At 60.7% G+C, this 16,667-nt stretch carries 17 protein-coding genes and 1 tRNA gene; 6 read left to right on the forward strand and 12 right to left on the reverse strand.

Annotated elements, in window-relative coordinates:
- Positions 1–473: 473 nt before the first annotated feature.
- Positions 474–920: a hypothetical protein gene (locus tag ACFOHJ_RS02575; protein ID WP_378218406.1), complete on the forward strand. Its 447-nt coding sequence runs from the start codon at positions 474–476 to the stop codon at positions 918–920.
- On the opposite strand, the gene ACFOHJ_RS02580 is transcribed toward ACFOHJ_RS02575, so the two are convergent.
- On the reverse strand, positions 837–1,088 hold the full coding sequence (locus tag ACFOHJ_RS02580; RefSeq protein WP_378218218.1) for a helix-turn-helix domain-containing protein: 252 nt from the start codon (positions 1,086–1,088) through the stop codon (positions 837–839). The two genes, ACFOHJ_RS02575 and ACFOHJ_RS02580, sit on opposite strands and share 84 nt — an antisense overlap.
- Positions 1,089–1,158: 70 nt before the next feature.
- Positions 1,159–1,566, reverse strand: a complete 408-nt coding sequence (locus tag ACFOHJ_RS02585; protein WP_378218220.1) for a hypothetical protein — start codon at positions 1,564–1,566, stop codon at positions 1,159–1,161.
- A 196-nt stretch (positions 1,567–1,762) separates the two neighbouring features.
- Here ACFOHJ_RS02585 and ACFOHJ_RS02590 point away from each other — a divergent pair, with 196 nt between their 5' ends.
- Complete coding sequence (locus tag ACFOHJ_RS02590) at positions 1,763–1,975, forward strand: hypothetical protein (protein ID WP_378218222.1); 213 nt, start codon at positions 1,763–1,765, stop codon at positions 1,973–1,975.
- Positions 1,976–2,186: 211 nt separating this feature from the next.
- Positions 2,187–4,850 (forward strand): DUF3987 domain-containing protein, encoded by a 2,664-nt coding sequence (locus ACFOHJ_RS02595; RefSeq protein WP_378218224.1) that lies wholly within the window; start codon positions 2,187–2,189, stop codon positions 4,848–4,850.
- Positions 4,851–5,468: 618 nt separating this feature from the next.
- Here ACFOHJ_RS02595 and ACFOHJ_RS02600 read toward each other — a convergent pair.
- Entirely contained in the window at positions 5,469–6,674 is a 1,206-nt protein-coding gene (locus ACFOHJ_RS02600; protein WP_378218226.1) for a tyrosine-type recombinase/integrase, read from the reverse strand.
- A gap of 174 nt (positions 6,675–6,848) precedes the next feature.
- Between ACFOHJ_RS02600 and ACFOHJ_RS02605 the strand changes: the two genes are divergently transcribed.
- Positions 6,849–8,273, forward strand: a complete 1,425-nt coding sequence (locus ACFOHJ_RS02605) for an MFS transporter (RefSeq protein ID WP_378218227.1) — start codon at positions 6,849–6,851, stop codon at positions 8,271–8,273.
- Between the two features lie 5 nt (positions 8,274–8,278).
- Here ACFOHJ_RS02605 and ACFOHJ_RS02610 read toward each other — a convergent pair whose 3' ends face one another.
- Positions 8,279–8,995 carry an RlmE family RNA methyltransferase gene (locus ACFOHJ_RS02610; protein WP_378218230.1) on the reverse strand — a complete coding sequence of 239 codons (717 nt, stop codon included), beginning with the start codon at positions 8,993–8,995 and terminating at the stop codon, positions 8,279–8,281.
- Positions 8,992–10,410, reverse strand: coding sequence for a Ppx/GppA phosphatase family protein (locus ACFOHJ_RS02615; protein WP_378218401.1), 1,419 nt, complete (start codon positions 10,408–10,410; stop codon positions 8,992–8,994). Before ACFOHJ_RS02615 ends, ACFOHJ_RS02610 begins: the two co-directional genes overlap by 4 nt.
- Before the next feature lie 298 nt (positions 10,411–10,708).
- On the opposite strand from ACFOHJ_RS02615, the gene ACFOHJ_RS02620 reads away from it, so the two are divergent.
- Positions 10,709–10,782 (forward strand) — tRNA-Gln (locus ACFOHJ_RS02620).
- Positions 10,783–10,959: 177 nt separating this feature from the next.
- Here ACFOHJ_RS02620 and ACFOHJ_RS02625 read toward each other — a convergent pair.
- The 6 genes from ACFOHJ_RS02625 to ACFOHJ_RS02650 all read right to left on the reverse strand — a co-directional run bounded on the left by ACFOHJ_RS02625 (position 10,960) and on the right by ACFOHJ_RS02650 (position 15,642).
- Positions 10,960–13,020, reverse strand: a complete 2,061-nt coding sequence (locus ACFOHJ_RS02625; RefSeq protein ID WP_378218232.1) for a TRAP transporter permease — start codon at positions 13,018–13,020, stop codon at positions 10,960–10,962.
- Between the two features lie 148 nt (positions 13,021–13,168).
- Positions 13,169–14,158 (reverse strand): TAXI family TRAP transporter solute-binding subunit, encoded by a 990-nt coding sequence (locus ACFOHJ_RS02630; RefSeq protein ID WP_378218234.1) that lies wholly within the window; start codon positions 14,156–14,158, stop codon positions 13,169–13,171.
- 117 nt (positions 14,159–14,275) lie between these two features.
- Positions 14,276–14,554 carry a hypothetical protein gene (locus ACFOHJ_RS02635; protein ID WP_378218236.1) on the reverse strand — a complete coding sequence of 93 codons (279 nt, stop codon included), beginning with the start codon at positions 14,552–14,554 and terminating at the stop codon, positions 14,276–14,278.
- A 28-nt stretch (positions 14,555–14,582) separates the two neighbouring features.
- Positions 14,583–14,918 carry a nuclear transport factor 2 family protein gene (locus tag ACFOHJ_RS02640; protein WP_378218237.1) on the reverse strand — a complete coding sequence of 112 codons (336 nt, stop codon included), beginning with the start codon at positions 14,916–14,918 and terminating at the stop codon, positions 14,583–14,585.
- Between the two features lie 96 nt (positions 14,919–15,014).
- Positions 15,015–15,182 (reverse strand): peptide ABC transporter permease, encoded by a 168-nt coding sequence (locus tag ACFOHJ_RS02645; RefSeq protein ID WP_378218239.1) that lies wholly within the window; start codon positions 15,180–15,182, stop codon positions 15,015–15,017.
- 22 nt (positions 15,183–15,204) lie between these two features.
- Positions 15,205–15,642: a CBS domain-containing protein gene (locus ACFOHJ_RS02650; RefSeq protein WP_378218242.1), complete on the reverse strand. Its 438-nt coding sequence runs from the start codon at positions 15,640–15,642 to the stop codon at positions 15,205–15,207.
- Between the two features lie 127 nt (positions 15,643–15,769).
- Here ACFOHJ_RS02650 and ACFOHJ_RS02655 point away from each other — a divergent pair, with 127 nt between their 5' ends.
- Entirely contained in the window at positions 15,770–15,949 is a 180-nt protein-coding gene (locus tag ACFOHJ_RS02655; RefSeq protein ID WP_378218243.1) for a hypothetical protein, read from the forward strand.
- Between the two features lie 30 nt (positions 15,950–15,979).
- On the opposite strand, the gene ACFOHJ_RS02660 is transcribed toward ACFOHJ_RS02655, so the two are convergent.
- Complete coding sequence (locus ACFOHJ_RS02660; protein ID WP_378218246.1) at positions 15,980–16,624, reverse strand: redoxin domain-containing protein; 645 nt, start codon at positions 16,622–16,624, stop codon at positions 15,980–15,982.
- Positions 16,625–16,667: the final 43 nt, after the last annotated feature.

Here is a 16,667-nt window from a genome sequence, read left to right on the forward strand (position 1 = left end):
CGGGTTGGATTAAGGGGTTGTGAGCGTGCAGAAAAAAAAGATGGGTGTCGCAGAGCAAGTGCGGGCAGATCGTTCTGAACTGAACGGGTGCAGGAAGGCACTATCGGAGCGGAGCCGAGACCTAAATATACCATCGATGTGCCAAACTATATAGTAAAATCAGGGTGCAACATTCGGGTGTTCTTAGTAGTGATGTGCATCGGTGGGTATAATAATTTAGAATATTAAGAACGGAAACGTTTTATCGTTTGACGGAAATATAGTTACTGTGTTCGTATGGTCACTGTAACGAGGCGGTGCGCGTGTCGCATTGTGAATATTTCCGGAAAGACTCATGCAGTCACATTTAGCTGTCTCAGAAATCAAGACAATCCAACAGTTTGAAGCGTGGCTGGTTGCCAATTGTCTCGTGTAATCCAGACGCGATGCTAAGGCCGTGATTACGCTTGCTAAATTTTACTTTGGAGACGACGATGCTAAAGTTCACTAAGCTCAGCGAGTTCGAGAAACATCTCGTTAAGAGCGGTCTTGTTTCGGGCAGGACTGCGGCGCGCGAGGCGGCATCGACGCTGCGACACGCTATCTCCCCTTCGGCGGCGGTCCGTCTGCTGTCACGTGGGTTCAAAAATGCCAACGAGATCGCGGAACTGTCCAAGGGATCGGTCGACCTCTTCTGGAAGGGCAAGCAGTACATCGGCTGGGATGGCCAGCCAGTCAATGTCTCCAAGCAGATCGCGGAGGGTAAGAAGTCCGGCCCTTTTGATGACGCTCGCGCCAATCTGATGAAGCTTCAGCTATCCCCGCAAGAAAAGCAGAGGTCAGAGTTACTTCCATTTTCATATTATACCGTTCCCGTTTTGTTCTCTGACATTGATTGCAATGCCGTAGTAGTCGCAGAGCTTCTGCAGCGTATCGATTGACGGTGTAGTCCGGCGACCTGTCGCGAACTGGTAGAGTCCGTGATACGAAAGGCCGATGCCTTGGTAGATAGCCTTGATGTCGGGCTCTGACTGAACGCGGTTGCGCAAGTCATCTGCGAGGTCACGCAGTCGCGTTGGTATTTGTTCGTCGGCGTGATTTGTGGTCATGTGAAAATATTGTCACATGACAAACATTTCCGTAAAGGAAATTTTTATTTCTGTTCTAATCATACCAAATTCAATTTGTTTTATATTCTGAGTATTGTTTCTCACACCATGCATCGAGGCTTTCGCCGGAATGAAATCTCTGCCAGAGATGCGTGTAGACCTCGACCAACGTTCCGAGATCGTCTCGACCATCGGGGAACTTCTCGTTGACAAGTTGGTGCGCCAGCAGCAGCACGCGCCCCTCTGGATCGTTGTCTGTCCTGAACTTTCGATGTTTCTTGCAGCGATGGCGCAGTCGGTCCTGCGAACGAACGCGCATGCTCACGATCTGCGTGAAGCTCGTGCCGCAATAGCAGCAGGCACTTTCTAGCACGAGGAGAACAGTCTCCTTGCCGTCCTTTCTGACGTATGACTGATGCCCGACGCACTTGAATTCCTGCTCGCCCCTAAAAACCCTGTCACCGACCGCTAGCACCAAGCATCATCCCGAGTCTTATCGAAGCCTCTCTCAAATTTTTCGAGTAGGAGATCATCGCCGCTTTCAAGATATACTTTCTTTGTAGCAAGTTAAACTGGAATTTGTTATCAAATAAATTCTGTCGATGTATTGTAAAATTATGGTGGCTAACGTATTTGTCAAATGGTTATTCGACGCACTGCAAGGAAATATAACAATGATTAAGGAAATGAGGCAAGCCGCACTCGCTAAATGCGATGGTAATGTTTCTCTATTGGCGCGAGAGATTGGTGTTGATTACTTTCGCCTGCGAAATGTTGTCTGCCACAGCAATCCGCGCCCGCCTGAAGACATACTTGAGGCACTAATGCGGTACACCGGCTATCGGCTGGTTGCGCCGACGGTTGCAAGCCAGCAGGCGGCAGCGTAATATAGCCCTACGTTTCCGCGCATGGCTCTTGCAGCTTAGTGGCGCAGCAACGGAATCGGCGCTCTTGCAGCACCGCGTTTGATCCAAACCGAAACGGTCAAAAGAATAACCCCGACATTTCTGCCGGGGTTAGTTCGGGATCAATCGCGATATGCAAGTATACGCTCCTTGTATATCGCATGTATTAACTGCGAATGCAAGGGTTCTGTTCATGTCCATGTCCGATATAATACTACCGAGTCCCGGTAAAATAACCAACCTCGCGGGAATCCCCGCCGCATTGCGAATAATCCCGCAATGGATTCTATGGAAGCCCGTCAAGCGCGGGAACAAAATTACCAAAACCCCTGTGTGGTGGCAGCAGCCCTTTGGCGACGCGATCAACGCGCACGCCCGCGAATACTGGGGCATGTTCGACCAGGTCGTTGCCGCAATGCGTTCCGACGAGCAGGGTCGTTTCGGGATCGGGCTCGTGCTCGACGATACGGGCATCATCTGCCTCGACTTCGACGACCACGCTGATGACGACAAGGAAGCTGTCGCGCTCGGCGCCGAATACGCATCCGACGCGTTAGGCATGAACCCCACCTACGCTGAGCGATCACTTCAGGGTGGGGGCAGGCACCTGTTCTACAGGGCAACACTTCCGCACGACCGCGTCGGTGGCGTGATCGAGCAACTCAACCTCGAAATCTATGCGCGCCAGTTTATAGCGATCACGGGAAACGCATTGCCAGGCTCGACACACGACGTCCGCAACGGTCAGTCGCTTGTCGATAGCTGGAACCTGCCCCCACCTGTGGCAAGTGTAGGGTCACAGGTTGCCACAACCTCTCTAGGGCGCGCGTTAGACCTTTCTGACGCCGATGTCATACAGACGCTGATGGTCCGCCGTCATTCGACGTTTATGCTTCTATCAAGCCAGAACGATTTCGCCGACCGCTCCGATACCTTTATGAAGATCGTTGGTGACCTCGACAAGATCACGGGTGACCCCAAGCAGATAGACCGCATCATTCGCAAGTCTCCCTGCTTCAAGAACGGGTACAATCGCGAACGGTACGAGCGCGACGGGAAATGGCTGGCCAAACAGAACTGCGCGTCAATGCTCGAGTATTGGGTTCGTGATGCGAGGCGCGACAACACGGAGTCGATTCCGTTTACCCTCTACGTGTCGCCCGAGGAACGCGAGCGCCTTAACTCCATCATGGCGACGACGCTCGCCTATGATGCAAAGGTGAAAGTGGAAAAGGCGCTTGCCGACGCGAGCCGCACAATCGCCGACCTTCCAAAAGCTGATCCAAGCGCACTACCCGCTGCGGCAACCGATTACCTGATCCGTGACGCGAACAAGAATCCGATCGGGTTCGACTACCCATCTCCGCATGACCCTTGGGCCATGTTTGATCCGCCTGAACTTCCAATGGGTCTCCTGCCACCTGTCATTGAGAGCTTTGCGCGGGAACGCGCCGACATCATCGGCTGCGACGAGTCTGGACTAGCCATGTCAGCGCTGACTGTATGCGCGGCCGCGATCACTGATCGGATAAAGATCAAGATGAAGCGTCACGACCACTGGCGTGAGTCGACGCGCATTTGGTTGGCGCTCGTCGGCAATCCTTCGATCAAGAAGTCGCCGATCATAAAAGAGGCGTCAGCGCCGCTAGACAAAATCGAGGCGGACAACCGCTATAGGTACAAAGAAGCGGTCAAGGCATACGAGATGCTCGAAAAAGAAGAGAAAACAAAGGTATCTCCTCCGATTCTCAGACGGCGTATCATTGAGGACACCACGATCGAGGCACTCCAGAACGTGCTCAATGAGAACATGGAGTGCGTTCTGTGCCGTCGCGACGAACTTGGCTCGTGGTTCGGGGCGATGGATCGCTATTCGGGCGGCGGTCGCGGAGCGTCGGCAGATCGCGGATTTTGGCTGCAATCATACAACGGCGGATCGTATTTCCTCGACCGCGTCGGGCGCGGGAATAAGTTCGTAGAGTACCTGTCGGTAAATATGCTCGGAGGCATTCAGCCCGAAGTGCTCAAGAAGGTATACAAGGAGACCGAGGACGATGGCACGATGCAGCGGCTGTTCCCGGTTATCCTCCGCAGTGGTGGCATAGGTCGCGACGCCCCTTCGTGCGGCACAGCCCTCGCGGACTACCACGTACTCGTCCGTACGCTGTACAATTTGACAGGAGTGGACATCAACGGCGGTACGATAGAGACCGCGACGGTTCACTTCTCAGACGGTGCGCAGCGAATTTTCGATGAAGTCCGCGCCTGGACGGCCAAATTGCAAGCGGTAGAAACCATCAACAGCAAGCTAGCTACTGCAATCGGTAAGTGGGATGGCGTGTTCGGTCGCCTCGCGCTGTTGTTCCATCTGATCGAGAACGCAACGGTTCCCCATGTCGGAGATGGACCGCGCCAGTTCAGCCATCTGATCCCAGAACAGACTGCCCGCAACGTCTGGGAGTTCATGAAGGTGTTCCTGCTTCAACACCTGCTCGCCTTCCACAAGAACGTCATGGGAACGTCCGACATGCAGGATGATGTCGAGGCGACGGCCGAGTTTCTGCTCGCTAGCGGCAAGGCGCGCGTGAGCCTCCGCGACATTCAGCGCGGGGTGCAGCGCAAGGACTCGACGCATGAGTCGCTGATTGCGGCGATGAGACAACTTGAACAGTACGGCTGGGTTGACCAAGTCGAGAACACCGGCCGCAAGGACTCGCTCGCGTGGTTCGTCAATGCAGAGTGCCACAGGAGATTTGCGGCCAAGGCGCAGGCGGTCACGGCCAGGCGCGCCGCAGCACGTGAAGCAATCGAGGAGGCGACCGCTATTCGGAGGGCGCAGAAGTCGCAGACTTCGTGATCGTGTTGCAAAAGAGTTTAGAGGATGCAGGTCGAGTGTCAGAGTGTCATATGAAGAAAACAGGGGCGCTCGTTTTCGCGCAAATAAAGAAAAAACGTCGATCATTTTTTATGAGTCATGACGCGCATATGACACTTCTGACAGTCTGCCCCGACTCGATCCTGCTCCGCTAGGACGATCCGAGAATGCCTCATATGACAGTCCTGACAGTTGCCCTTTCGATGCGACCCTATTCCGAACTGCCGGCTAGCTGCGAAGGGCAAGCCCCATCCATCACTGTGGCTCCGGTTCGGAAAGGGGCAGGAGAGGGCACGCTGCATCGGCAGCGAGCGGGACGGCAGGGAAGGCAGGTCGCGCTCGGCCAGACGCCCCTGTGGCTCTGGTTCCTGCATGCTGTCAGCGAAGGCAGCGTCGAGATCGTACCTCGACAGTGCTAACGCCCGTCACACCGCCCTGCTAACCCCGTGCAACGTCGTTGGTGACCTGGGGCGTGTCGTTGGTCATCGCGGGGTCAAAACGCCCCTCTGGGTTCCGCACGGGACCGAGCCTGCCCTGAATTATGACCAAACCTTATGAAAGGGGTCGCCGGCGCGCGAAACCCCGTGAAAATTCGCGTCTCTATCTGTTTGTTGCAAACAGATAGGATGCCCAGTCGTCGTGCATCACCCGGCGTTCGTCCAAGCGGTCGTCGCGGTCGTACGATCTGGTGACGGCGGTGCCGATCAAATGGCCGAGGCACCGCTGAGCGTTGTCGTCGCTAAACCCACCGACCTTGGTTGCCCAACCAACGAACGATGTCCGGAAGCCGTGCGGTTTGAGATCGCCGGGCAATAAGCTCTGAAACCGATGCTGCGATAGCGGTCGACCCTTCAAGCGTCCCGGAAAGACCAGCGTGTCGGGTTCGCGGTTTGATTGCAGGCTCAGCAACAGTGCGCGGGCCTGCTCGCCAATAGGAACGCGGTGTCCACCTTCGACCCGCGTCTTGTAGCGTGTCGACGGGATTGTCCAAAGCGTCAGATCGGCATCGAACTCGCGCCATGCGGCCGCGCGCGTTTCCAGTTGGCGTGTCGCCGTGAGGATGCAGAACGTCAGCGCCTTGGCCGCTATTGTGCCCTGGCTTTGCAGACCTTGCACAAAAGCCGGCACTTCACGGAAGGGCATGGCCTCGTGATGTTTTGTGGTGTGCGAGCGGTCATGGAGCACCTGCTGAACGGCTTGGATGCGGGCAGGGTTCAGGCGCTCAGGGCAGAGGCCCTTGACCATCGCGAAATCAAGGACGCGCTCAACGAAGGACCGCAGGTATGGCCCTGTCGGCGTGTCCCATGTCGGTTCGATCGCCTTTGCTATGTCGCCGGTCGTGATTTCGCCGCAACTCATGGTGCCAAGACTGGTTAGGTGGTTGGTCAGATAGCCCTTGTACTTCGTCACAATGTCGTGAGACCAGCCACGCTCCTTGACGGAGATATATTGCAGGCCAGCTTTATGGAACGTATTGGACGCCTCTCGTTCTTGTTCGCGGGCGAGGCGGGTGCGTTCGGCCTGTTCAGCTAGCTTCGCGGCGTCGCGAGCAGTTATCGGATCGCCCCCTGTGGCCCTCACCTTTCTGGCCTCCTCGGCCTTCCCCCTCGCGTCGGCGAGACCGATAGCAGGGTATGCACCAAGGCCCATCTCGCGGCGCTTGCCGTCGAGCGAGTAGATGTAGACCCATGACCGATTTGCCCCTTGCACCCTCAGATACAGACCACCGCCATCGCCATGAATCCCGTTCCCGATATTGGCTCTCTTCAGCCATGTGTCGGTCAGTTTTTTCGTCACCCGCGCCATGCAATACCCCGGTGGTTGTGCCACTAAACATGTCATTCATAAGATAGTGAAATTTATGAAACAAGGATGTCGTTTCATAATTGGTGCAGTCGTTCGGGTATGTGCAGACAATGTGCGCTTATGTGCACATTAGACGCCATCGTGTCTAAAAGCTCAATGAAATCCGGGTATTAAATGTCCGTAAATGACCGCATTGTCCCGCTCGTCCTCGCGGTCGCCCTGTTCATGGAAAACATGGACTCGACCGTCATTGCGACCTCCTTGCCGGCGATCGCGGTCGACATAGACACCAGCCCGATCGCGCTGAAGCTGGCGCTGACCGCCTATCTGGTGTCGCTGGCGATCTTCATTCCGGTGAGCGGCTGGATGGCGGACCGTTTCGGCGCCAAGAACATTTTCCGCACCGCGATTGCCGTCTTCATGGCAGGGTCGGTCGCCTGCGCGCTGTCGAACTCGCTGACCGCCTTTGTCGTCGCGCGCTTCCTGCAGGGCATGGGCGGCGCGATGATGACGCCGGTGGGCAGGCTGGTGCTGGTACGAGCCACGCCGAAGAAGGACCTGGTGGCGGCGATGTCGTGGCTCAGCATACCGGCGCTGGTCGGTCCGCTGGTCGGCCCGCCGGTCGGCGGCTTCATCACCACTTACCTTTCCTGGCACTGGATCTTCCTGATCAACGTGCCGATCGGCATCATCGGCATCTGGCTCGCCACCCGGTTCCTGCCGATGACGCCGTCGGCCGTCACGCCGCGGCTGGACGTTCCCGGCTTCGTCCTGAGCGGGATCGCCGCGTCGGGCGTGGTGTTCGGCCTTTCCGTCATGGGGCTGGCGGCGCTGCCGCCGTATGTCGGCATCGTGACCACGGTGGTCGGCCTGCTGTCGGGCGCGGCCTACATGTTTCATGCGCGCCGCGCCGTTAACCCGCTGCTGGCGCTCAACCTCTTCGACAACCAGACGTTCCGAGCCAGCGTGCTGGGCGGCGGGCTGTTCCGCATCGGTATCGGCGCGGTGCCGTTCCTGCTGCCGCTGATGCTCCAGATCGGCTTCGGGTTGACCCCGTTCCAATCCGGCATGATCACCTTCGTGTCGGCTATCGGGGCGCTCGGCATGAAGCTCGTCACGACATGGGTGTTCCGGGTCGGCGGCTTCCGCAACGTGCTGGTCCTGGGGTCGCTGATCTCGGCCGCTTCCGTCGGCATCAACGGCCTGTTCACGCCGGCGACGCCCTATGTGCTGATCCTCGCGGTGCTTCTCGCCGGCGGCTTCCTGCGCTCGATGTTCTTCACCGGCATCAACGCGCTGACCTATGCCGAGATTTCGCCCGAGGACACCAGCAAGGCAACACCGATCGCCGCCGTCGCACAGCAGCTTTCCATCGCCCTTGGCGTGGCGGTCGCCGGCGGCATCCTGGAGACATCAACGCATTTCCACGGCGGTACGCTGACGCTGACGGATTTCCACATCGCCTTTTTCATCGTGGCGGGGATATCGGCGCTGGCGGCGATCTGGTTCGTGCGCCTAGCGCCCGATGCCGGCAGCGCCGTGTCGGGGCACCGCAACGGTTCGCGTGCGGCGGCGGAAACCGCCGTCTCCTCGCACTGATCCGGCTACTCGGCGTCCGACGATGCGCGGCCCTTGAAATCCTTGGCCAGCAGGTAAAGCTCGACCGATTCCTCGCGCGAGGCCGGCGGCTTGACGTGATGCACGGAACGGAAGTGCTTTTTCAGCAGCGCCAGCACTTCGTGCTCCGTGCCGCCCTGGAACGTCTTCGACAGGAAATGGCCGCCGGGCTTCAGGACGGAAATGGCGAAGTCGGCCGCGACCTCGCACAGATGCTCGGTGCGCAGGTGGTCGGTTCGCCGGTGTCCCGTGGTCGGTGCCGCCATGTCGGACAGCACCACGTCCGGTTCGCCGCTGAGCGCTTCCATCAGCCGGGCAGGGGCCGCGTCGTCCAGGAAATCCATCTCCAGCACGACCGCGCCGGGAACCGCATCCATGCCGAGATAGTCGATGCCGACGACATGCGGCTTTTCCGCCGTCGAGCCGGTGCGCGCCGCCGCCACCTGGCACCAGCCGCCCGGTGCCGCGCCGAGGTCGATGACCTTCATGCCGGGCTTGAGCAACTGGTAGCGGTCGTCGATCTCGATCAGCTTGTAGGCCGCGCGCGACCGGTAGCCGTCGGCCTTGGAGCGCTGGACATAGGGATCGTTCATGTGACGCTCCAGCCAGCGCCGCGACGATTCCTTCAGGCCGCTCTTCTTCTTTACGCGCGTTCGCATGACGCGCATGCCGGCCGACGTGGAGGTTCCAGGTTTCTTGGTCATTGCCGGTAGCCACCCCGCCAGCGATTGCGCCAGGCGCCATCGTCCGCCATCAGTTCGCTCAAGATGCCCTCGCGCAGGCCGCGATCGGCGACCCGGAGGCGTTCGGCCGGCCACACGGCGCGGATCGCTTCGAGAATGGCGCAGCCGGCGAGCACCAGGTCGGCGCGGTCGGCGCCGATGCAGGGATTGGCGACGCGCTGCTGGAAATCCCAGCCGATCAGCCGCTCGACCATGGCATCGACGCTGTCGCGGTCCATCCACAGCCCGTCGACGCGGCGGCGATCGTAACGCTCGAGGTCGAGATGCACGCCGGCAAGGGTCGTGACCGTGCCGGACGTGCCGAGCAGGTGGAATTTCGAGCCGGCGACGACATGCTTCAGGCGGTCGCGTCCTTCGAAGGCCTTGAGATGGGTGGCGACATCGTCGACCATTGCGGCGAAGATTTCTCGGGTAACGGCGCGGCCGCCGAAGCGTTCGGCCAGCGAGACGACGCCGACCGGCAGCGAGGTCCAGGAGACGATGTGGTTGGCGAGCCGCGGCGAGCGGCGGCCGGTCAGGTCGATGAGCGCGATTTCGGAAGAACCGCCGCCGATGTCGAACAGGACCACCCCTTGCGTGTCCCTCTCGATCAGCGAGCCGCATCCCGACACGGCGAGCCGCGCCTCCGTCTGGCGGTCGATGACTTCGAGATCGAGGCCGGCCTCGCGCTTGACTCGGCCGATGAAGGCTTCGCCGTTCGCTGCCGAACGGCACGCCTCGGTGGCGATCAGCCGTGCCCGCTTGATCTTGCGGTGCGCGAGCTTGTCTCCGCAGACCTTCAGTGCCTCGACGGCGCGGTCCATCGCAGCGTCCCCCAGCCTGCCGCTCGACGACAGGCCTTCGCCCAGCCGTACAATGCGCGAAAAGGCGTCGATGACGCGAAACTGCCCGTAGCGCGTCGGCACGGCGACGAGCAGGCGGCAGTTATTGGTGCCGAGATCGAGCGCGGCAAAGACCGGGAGTTCCTGTGCGGGCACCGGCGGCCGGCCGGATGAGGGTCGGCCAGGGGCGGGACCGGGCACCGCCTTGGCTGCTGCCGGCGCCGGGTGTTCGGCCAGCTTGGCTGCCGGGGCTTCATTGGCGGGCCCACGCGCCGAAGGCGATTCGCCGCGCGCAAAAACCTTCCGGCCTCGCTTTCGCTTCCGCCGCCTTTTCTTGGGTTCGTGATTGCGCTCGCCCGCCGACCCGTTTGCGGGCGAGGGGGCTGCAATCTGGTCCGCAGGCGATGCCGCAGATGGAATTCCGCCGCCCGGAGGCTTCGGCAAACCGCTCGACACGCCTGGCGCCGACGCACCTGCGCCGGAGTCGCGGTCTTCCACTGTCGTTCCTTCCGGCGCCGCGCGAACCGGCCTTGCCGACGCAGCGTGCGCATCTATTTCTTACGTTGGCAACAGATTAGCAGCGCCTTGCGCGATCACCAAGAGCGCCAGCCGCAAAAAGATAGTCGCCTGCCACGCAGGATCTGCTGCAGGGCGCGGGTACGGCACATTTCCGCGGGTTTCTGGGCGCGCCGGGGAAGGTGGTTGATAGTGGCATCGCGCGTACAGAAGTCGGCGCACAAGGCTTGACTATTTCGCGGTGGCGGATAAAAGGCAGCCCAGAAACGAGATCGCGCCGCCGAACGGCCCTTGGTCGACCTCGTTTTATCATATGCGCCGGACACCGGCGCCGTCTTGGGGAATAGGTTAACGGTAGACCCACGGACTCTGACTCCGTTAGTCCTGGTTCGAATCCAGGTTCCCCAGCCAACACTCATTATACCAATAAAACCAGTCATTTAGGCGAAACGGCAAAATCGCAGCCGGAAACTTTTCCGGTGCTGGGAACCGCCACATGTGGCTTATGCGGATACTTCCATGATTGCCCGGATGAGCTGGGCATCGGAATCACTGCAAGCGCCAGCAACGAGCATGTCGCGGCGCTCGTCAGGCGGCCGGCTGTGCCTCTTCCGTGTTCCGCGCGTTCCAGTGCCGCAGGGCGACCGGGATGACAAGCGCAAGCCCGAGTAGCGACGAATAGAGTTCGGGCGCCACCAACAGGAAGGCGGCGAGAACCAGAAGCGCGTTTTCCCATGGTCGCGTGCGCACCAGCAGATAGCGCGACAGGGCGGCTCCCAGGCAGGTGATGCCGAGCACGCAGCCGAAGAAGGCGAGGAAGAAATTCGACCAGGTGAAGTCCTTCGTCACCAGAAGCAGCGACGGCGAGAAGACGAAGACGAACGGCACCAGCGCCTTGCCGAGGCCGAGCCGGAAGGCGGTGTTGCCGGTCTTGAACGGGTCGGAGCCGGCCATGCCGGCGGCGGCATAGGCCGCCAGCGCCACCGGCGGAGTGATGTCGGCCAGCAATCCGTAATAGAAGACGAAGAAGTGGGCGACGATCGGCTCGGTGCCGAGCATGACCAGCGCCGGCGCGGCGATCGTCACCATGATGATGTAGTTGGCCGTCGTCGGAATGCCGCAACCCATCAGGATGCAGACGACCCCGGTCATGAGCAGGGTGAACAGCAGCGTCAGCCCCTGCGTCGAGAAGATCGCGTCGGGGATGAAGGTGCCGAACAGGAGCGACAGGTGTCCGGCCGTCGAGGTGACGATGTAGGAAAGCTTGAAGCCGACGCCGGTCAGCGTGACGACGCCCACGACGATGCCGACGGTGGCCGCTGCCGCGCCGACGGCCAGCGCGTATTTGGCGCCGTCGCGCAGGCACACCACGATATCGGCGACCGACATGCGCCGGCGCGGATTGAGCAGGCCGACGGCGATACACAGCGTGATGCCCCAGAAGGCGGCCAGGTAGGGCGTGTAGCCGGAAAGCAGCACGCCGATCAGGACGACGAGCGGGATGATCGTCGGCCAGTCGCGTTTCAGCGCTTCGACCACGTCGGGCATCTCGTCCGGCCGCAAGCCGCGCAGGCCGGTGCGCTTGGCTTCGAAATGCACCTGCATGAAGACGCCGAAGAAGTGCATGAAGGCGGGTACGATCGCTGCCAGGATGATGGTCGTGTAGGGCAGTTCGAGGAACTCGATCATCAGGAAGGCGGCCGCCCCCATGATCGGCGGCGTCACCTGGCCGCCGGTGGAGGACGCCGCCTCCACGGCCGCCGCGAAGTGCTTCTTGTAGCCGAGACGGATCATCGCCGGGATGGTCAGCGAGCCGACGGTGACGGTGTTGGCGACCGACGAGCCGGAGATCATGCCGAACAGCGCCGAGCCGAAGATCGACACCTTGGCGGGACCGCCAGCGTAGCGGCCGGCGACCCAGGCGGCGCAATCGAGGAAAAGCTGGCCGAGGCCGATGCGGGTGGCAAAGACGCCGAACAGCACGAAGTGGAAGACGTAGGTGGCGACGACGCCGAGAGCGATGCCGTAAATTCCTTGCGTGGTCAGGTAGAGATGATCGACGAGTTGCGAGACGGACGCGCCCGGATGCACCAGGATGCTCGGCATGTATGGCCCGAACAGCGCATAGGCCATGAAGACGATCGAGATGATGGGGAGCGGGATGCCGACGGAGCGGCGCGTCGCCTCAAGCAGAAGCAGGATGAGGGTGACGCCGAGCACCACGTCGGTCGTCGTGGGATTGCCGACGCGGAAGGCGAGATCGTCGAGCGGGATCAGGGGCACGTGCAGGACTGCGACCACGGCGGCGATCGCCAGCAGCCAGTCGAAAACCGGGATGCCGAGCGGCTTGAGCAGGCTGGATTGCGCTGGCTCGTCATACCCTTTCTTCACCAGCGGGAAGACGAGGAAGACCAGCGCCAATACCATCGACAGGTGGATGCCCCGATGCATCATTTCCTGCAGCAGGCCGAAGCCGGCCGTGTAGTAGTGGAACAGCGACAGCGCCACCAGGAGGAAGCCGACCAGCCAGCCGGCGGCCGGCATCAGCGGCCGGAAGCGGATTTCGGAGTCGAATTTCTCTTCCAGTTCGCGAGCCTTGTCCTCGTCGAACTCCATGGCCGAAAGTTTGATCTTGTCGTCGTCGCTCATAGCCGGTTCCGTATCGGGGACTCACGAAGCACGTCGCGATCTTCAGATTCGCCTGCCACGCTTCAGGAGGTGGTTCCTGGACGCTTTAGACAAAGGAGGCGGAAAGCACGCCTTCCGCCTCTTCGTTGTCAGCCGGTTCGGATGGCTCCTATTTCAGGGCGCCGACTTCCTTGTAATATTTCTCCGCGCCGGGGTGGAACGGAATGCCGGCGCTGGTGGTCGCGTTTTCGAGCGTGATCAGCTTGCCCTTGGCATGGCCGGCCTGCAGCGCCTTCTGGGTCTCGTCGCTGTAGAGCGATTTGACGATCTTGTAGACGAGGTCGTCCGGCTGCTTGGCGCTGGTCACCCACTGGGCCGCGACCGAAATGGTCTTGGTCTCGCCGACGTTCTTGTAGGTGCCTTCCGGCACGGTGTCGGTGGAGAAGAACTTCTGCTCGGCCAGAAGCTTGTCGGCTTCCGGGCCTGAGATCGGCACCAGCGTGATGTTGTTGGTGCTGGCAAGTTCGACGATGGCGCCCGTCGGATAGCCGCCGACGAAGAAATAGGCGTCCATGGCGCCGTCCTGCAGCCGCTCGCCGGACGGGCCGGGTTTCAGGTATTCGGGCTTCACGTCCTTTTCCGTCAGGCCATAGGCGCCGAGCACGAGGCGGGCGTCGACGATGGTGCCGGAGCCGGGTTCGTCGAGCGAGACGCGCTTGCCCTTCAAGTCCGCCACCGTCTTGATGCCGGCGTCGGCGCGCGCCACCAGATGGATCGTTTCGGGATAGAGCGTCGCGATGAGGCGCAGGTCCTCGACCTTGGGCTTGCCCTCGTAGAGGCCGGTGCCCGAATGCGCCCAGTAGGCGACGTCGGACTGCGTGAAACCCGATTCGGAAGCGCCCGACGAGATGGCGCTGATATTGGCGACCGACCCGTTGGAGGACACTGCGGTCGATACAAGGCCTTCGACGCCGGCCGGGCCCGTTGCCGAAATGCCGTTCGCGATCAGGCCGCCCACCGGATAGTAGGTGCCCGACGTGCCGCCGGTGCCGATGCGGAAGAACGCCTGCTGCGCGCGTGCCGGCGAAAGCCCGGCAGCCGCCAGAGCGAAAGCGCCCGCGCCGATGGAAAAGGTGCGTCGGTTGATCGAAATGGTCATGCTACCTCCCAGTCAAAGACCGGCAGGATGTTTCAGCAGGCCAAGGGTTGTCAACCGGCGCGTGCTTTTTGGCTGCGGACGGGTCGCCGGTTGTGGGACCGATGCCCGAAAAAGCGCCTATCTGCGATGCCGCTCGGCGATCGGATCGTCCCAGGGAAGCTGCTCGATCTTGGGGATAACGAGATCGAAGGTCCTCGCATTTTCCAAAAGGGCCATATCGATATCGCCGCTTTTCAGCGCCTTCAGCATACTGGCCTTGAGATCGGAGGCGGCTTGCGCTCCCTCGTGCTGGGCAACATGCTTCACGGCGTATTCGATGCACAGATAGAGCGTGTTGAGTATGATCTTGACCTGCTCCAGTTCGGGCCCGGCCATTTCTTCGATGTCGTCAGCCATCTCGAGACCTCCATTCGCATCATTCAGGTCATCGGAGCGTCTCCTGGTGGCTTGTCATCAGCCATCCGCCGTCGGTGCGGATATAGGAGGAGCAACAGAACGCCCTGTATGGCGGGTCGCCTCTACGGCGAGCTTCCGAAGCATAGGCGAGCACGGTGAACGCCCCGCCTCGGATGGTGCGCTGTTCGCTCATCTCGACACTTTCCCAGCGGGGTGCCGCCTGGAGGCTTTCGATGACGGCCGCGCGATCGAGGATGCCGGCTTCAGGGAATATCATCAGGGCGTTTTCGTGCAGATGAGTTTCGTAGACCGGGGCGCCTTCGAGCCAGAAACGTTTTTCCAATTGCCACTCAGGGGTGTCCATTTCAGCCTCCTTCATCGTGACAACGGGATCGCGGCCACAGGGTTCCTGATACCTGCGCCCCGGCCTATGCCCTCCGTCTCGCTGGCACAGGCCGGTTCATCCATGGCCGAAAAAAGATACGAGCAGAGCCAGAACGACGGCTCCGGCCAACCCGGCGATGAAGATGATCCGCCGGGCCCGCGTGCGCAGGATGATCTCGCCCTGGCGTGCGTTCTGCGCGCTGATGTTCTGGCGCCGCTGCTCCGGATCGGGACCTTCGGCCATCGCCGTTTGCCTCGGACCGGCGTCAATGCGCGGTTTGCGAATGCTCGCCGCCGGGCTGCGAGATGCCACTCAAGGCCTGTCCGGCTTCCATCGTCTCGCCGTTTCTCGCGAGGTCGCCAAGCGAAACGATGCCGACGAGCCTCTTGTCCCGATTGAGGACCGGGAGCCGCCGCACCTGCAGGTCACCCATGTTCTCGAGGACGTCCTCGACCTCTTCGTCATCGTAGCAATACATGACGTCCGGGCTCATTACCTCGCGTATGCTGGTGTCGGGGCCTTTGCTCAACGCCACTGCGCGGATGACGATGTCGCGGTCGGTTATCATGCCCACCAGGCGGTCGTTCTCACCCACGGGGATGCTTCCGGCATCGAGTTCGTCCATCATCTTCGCGGCTTGGTGAAGCGACTGTTCCGGATCGGCCACCTGGACCTGCCTTGTCATACATGTGCTGATTTTCATCGTGCTCTCCCATCGGTTTCCAACGCCCACCGCCGGGTCGGCCTCAGGATAGGAACCAACCGGCCGCCCGTAACGTTCCATCACAACATGGGCGGTGGCTCGGCGTGGGAAGTAAGGAGATTGCGCGATGCCGGAATCACTGAAACGGAAAGATGCTGGCAAACACGAGCCGGCCGGTGACAACCCGAAGGACAAACCTCCCAAGGATACGCACGAGCCCGCCCCCAAGGCGGAGGGGCCGAGCGAACTCCCCGATACCAACACGCGGGAAGAGGTCGAAACGATCAGGCCGAACCTGAAGCGCTAAGCTGCATCGGGAAGGAACCGGCCGCGAGCCTCAGTGTCCTTTCGCCCGGCCGGCATACTGATCCACCGCCCCGGCCGTTTGCAGCATGAGCGTTTCCATCGAAATGAAGTTCTTGCCGTAGGGATAGAAGTCGGACTTGTCGCCTTCCTGCCATTTCTTCCGCAACTCGGGTCGGGTGATGTCCCAGTCGCTGTAGGTTCGCCGGGCGAGTTCCCGCAATTCGGCGTGCAGTTCGGCAACCGACGGGCGGCCCCAATAGTAATAGCCGTTATAGACCTTGGCGACCTCGAGGCTCCGCCCGAGCACGATCGTGTGCGGGATCATCACGTCATGCGAGGTATCGGTGTATTCCTTGATGTCCAGGTCCTTCTGCACGATCCGTTCCTCGTCGTACAGGAAGGGCCAGGGCGCCGAGGTCTGTTGGCGGTAGTTATTGGTGGTGTGCCAGTCGTCAGTGGTAATGGTGACGACCTGGGTGTAGCCGACGGTGAGTTGCGGGTGGAAGCGCACCAGTTCCAGCATCTGCTGGCGATCCTTCGGGCAGAAGAATCCGCGCGTCAGCATGATGACCATGAACTGGTCGCCCTGCAGGTCCGATAGTCGCCGCGGCGTCCTGGTATGGTCGGGAAGGATGTAGTCGGGAAACTTCGCTCCCGTCACGATATCTTGTCTCATCTCGGTGGCTCCCGTTGGATTCCGGTAGTCGGCGAACGGGCGG

This window comes from Aquamicrobium soli (assembly GCF_042646345.1).
In the GTDB taxonomy this organism is placed as follows: Bacteria; Pseudomonadota; Alphaproteobacteria; order Rhizobiales; family Rhizobiaceae; genus Mesorhizobium; species Mesorhizobium soli_A.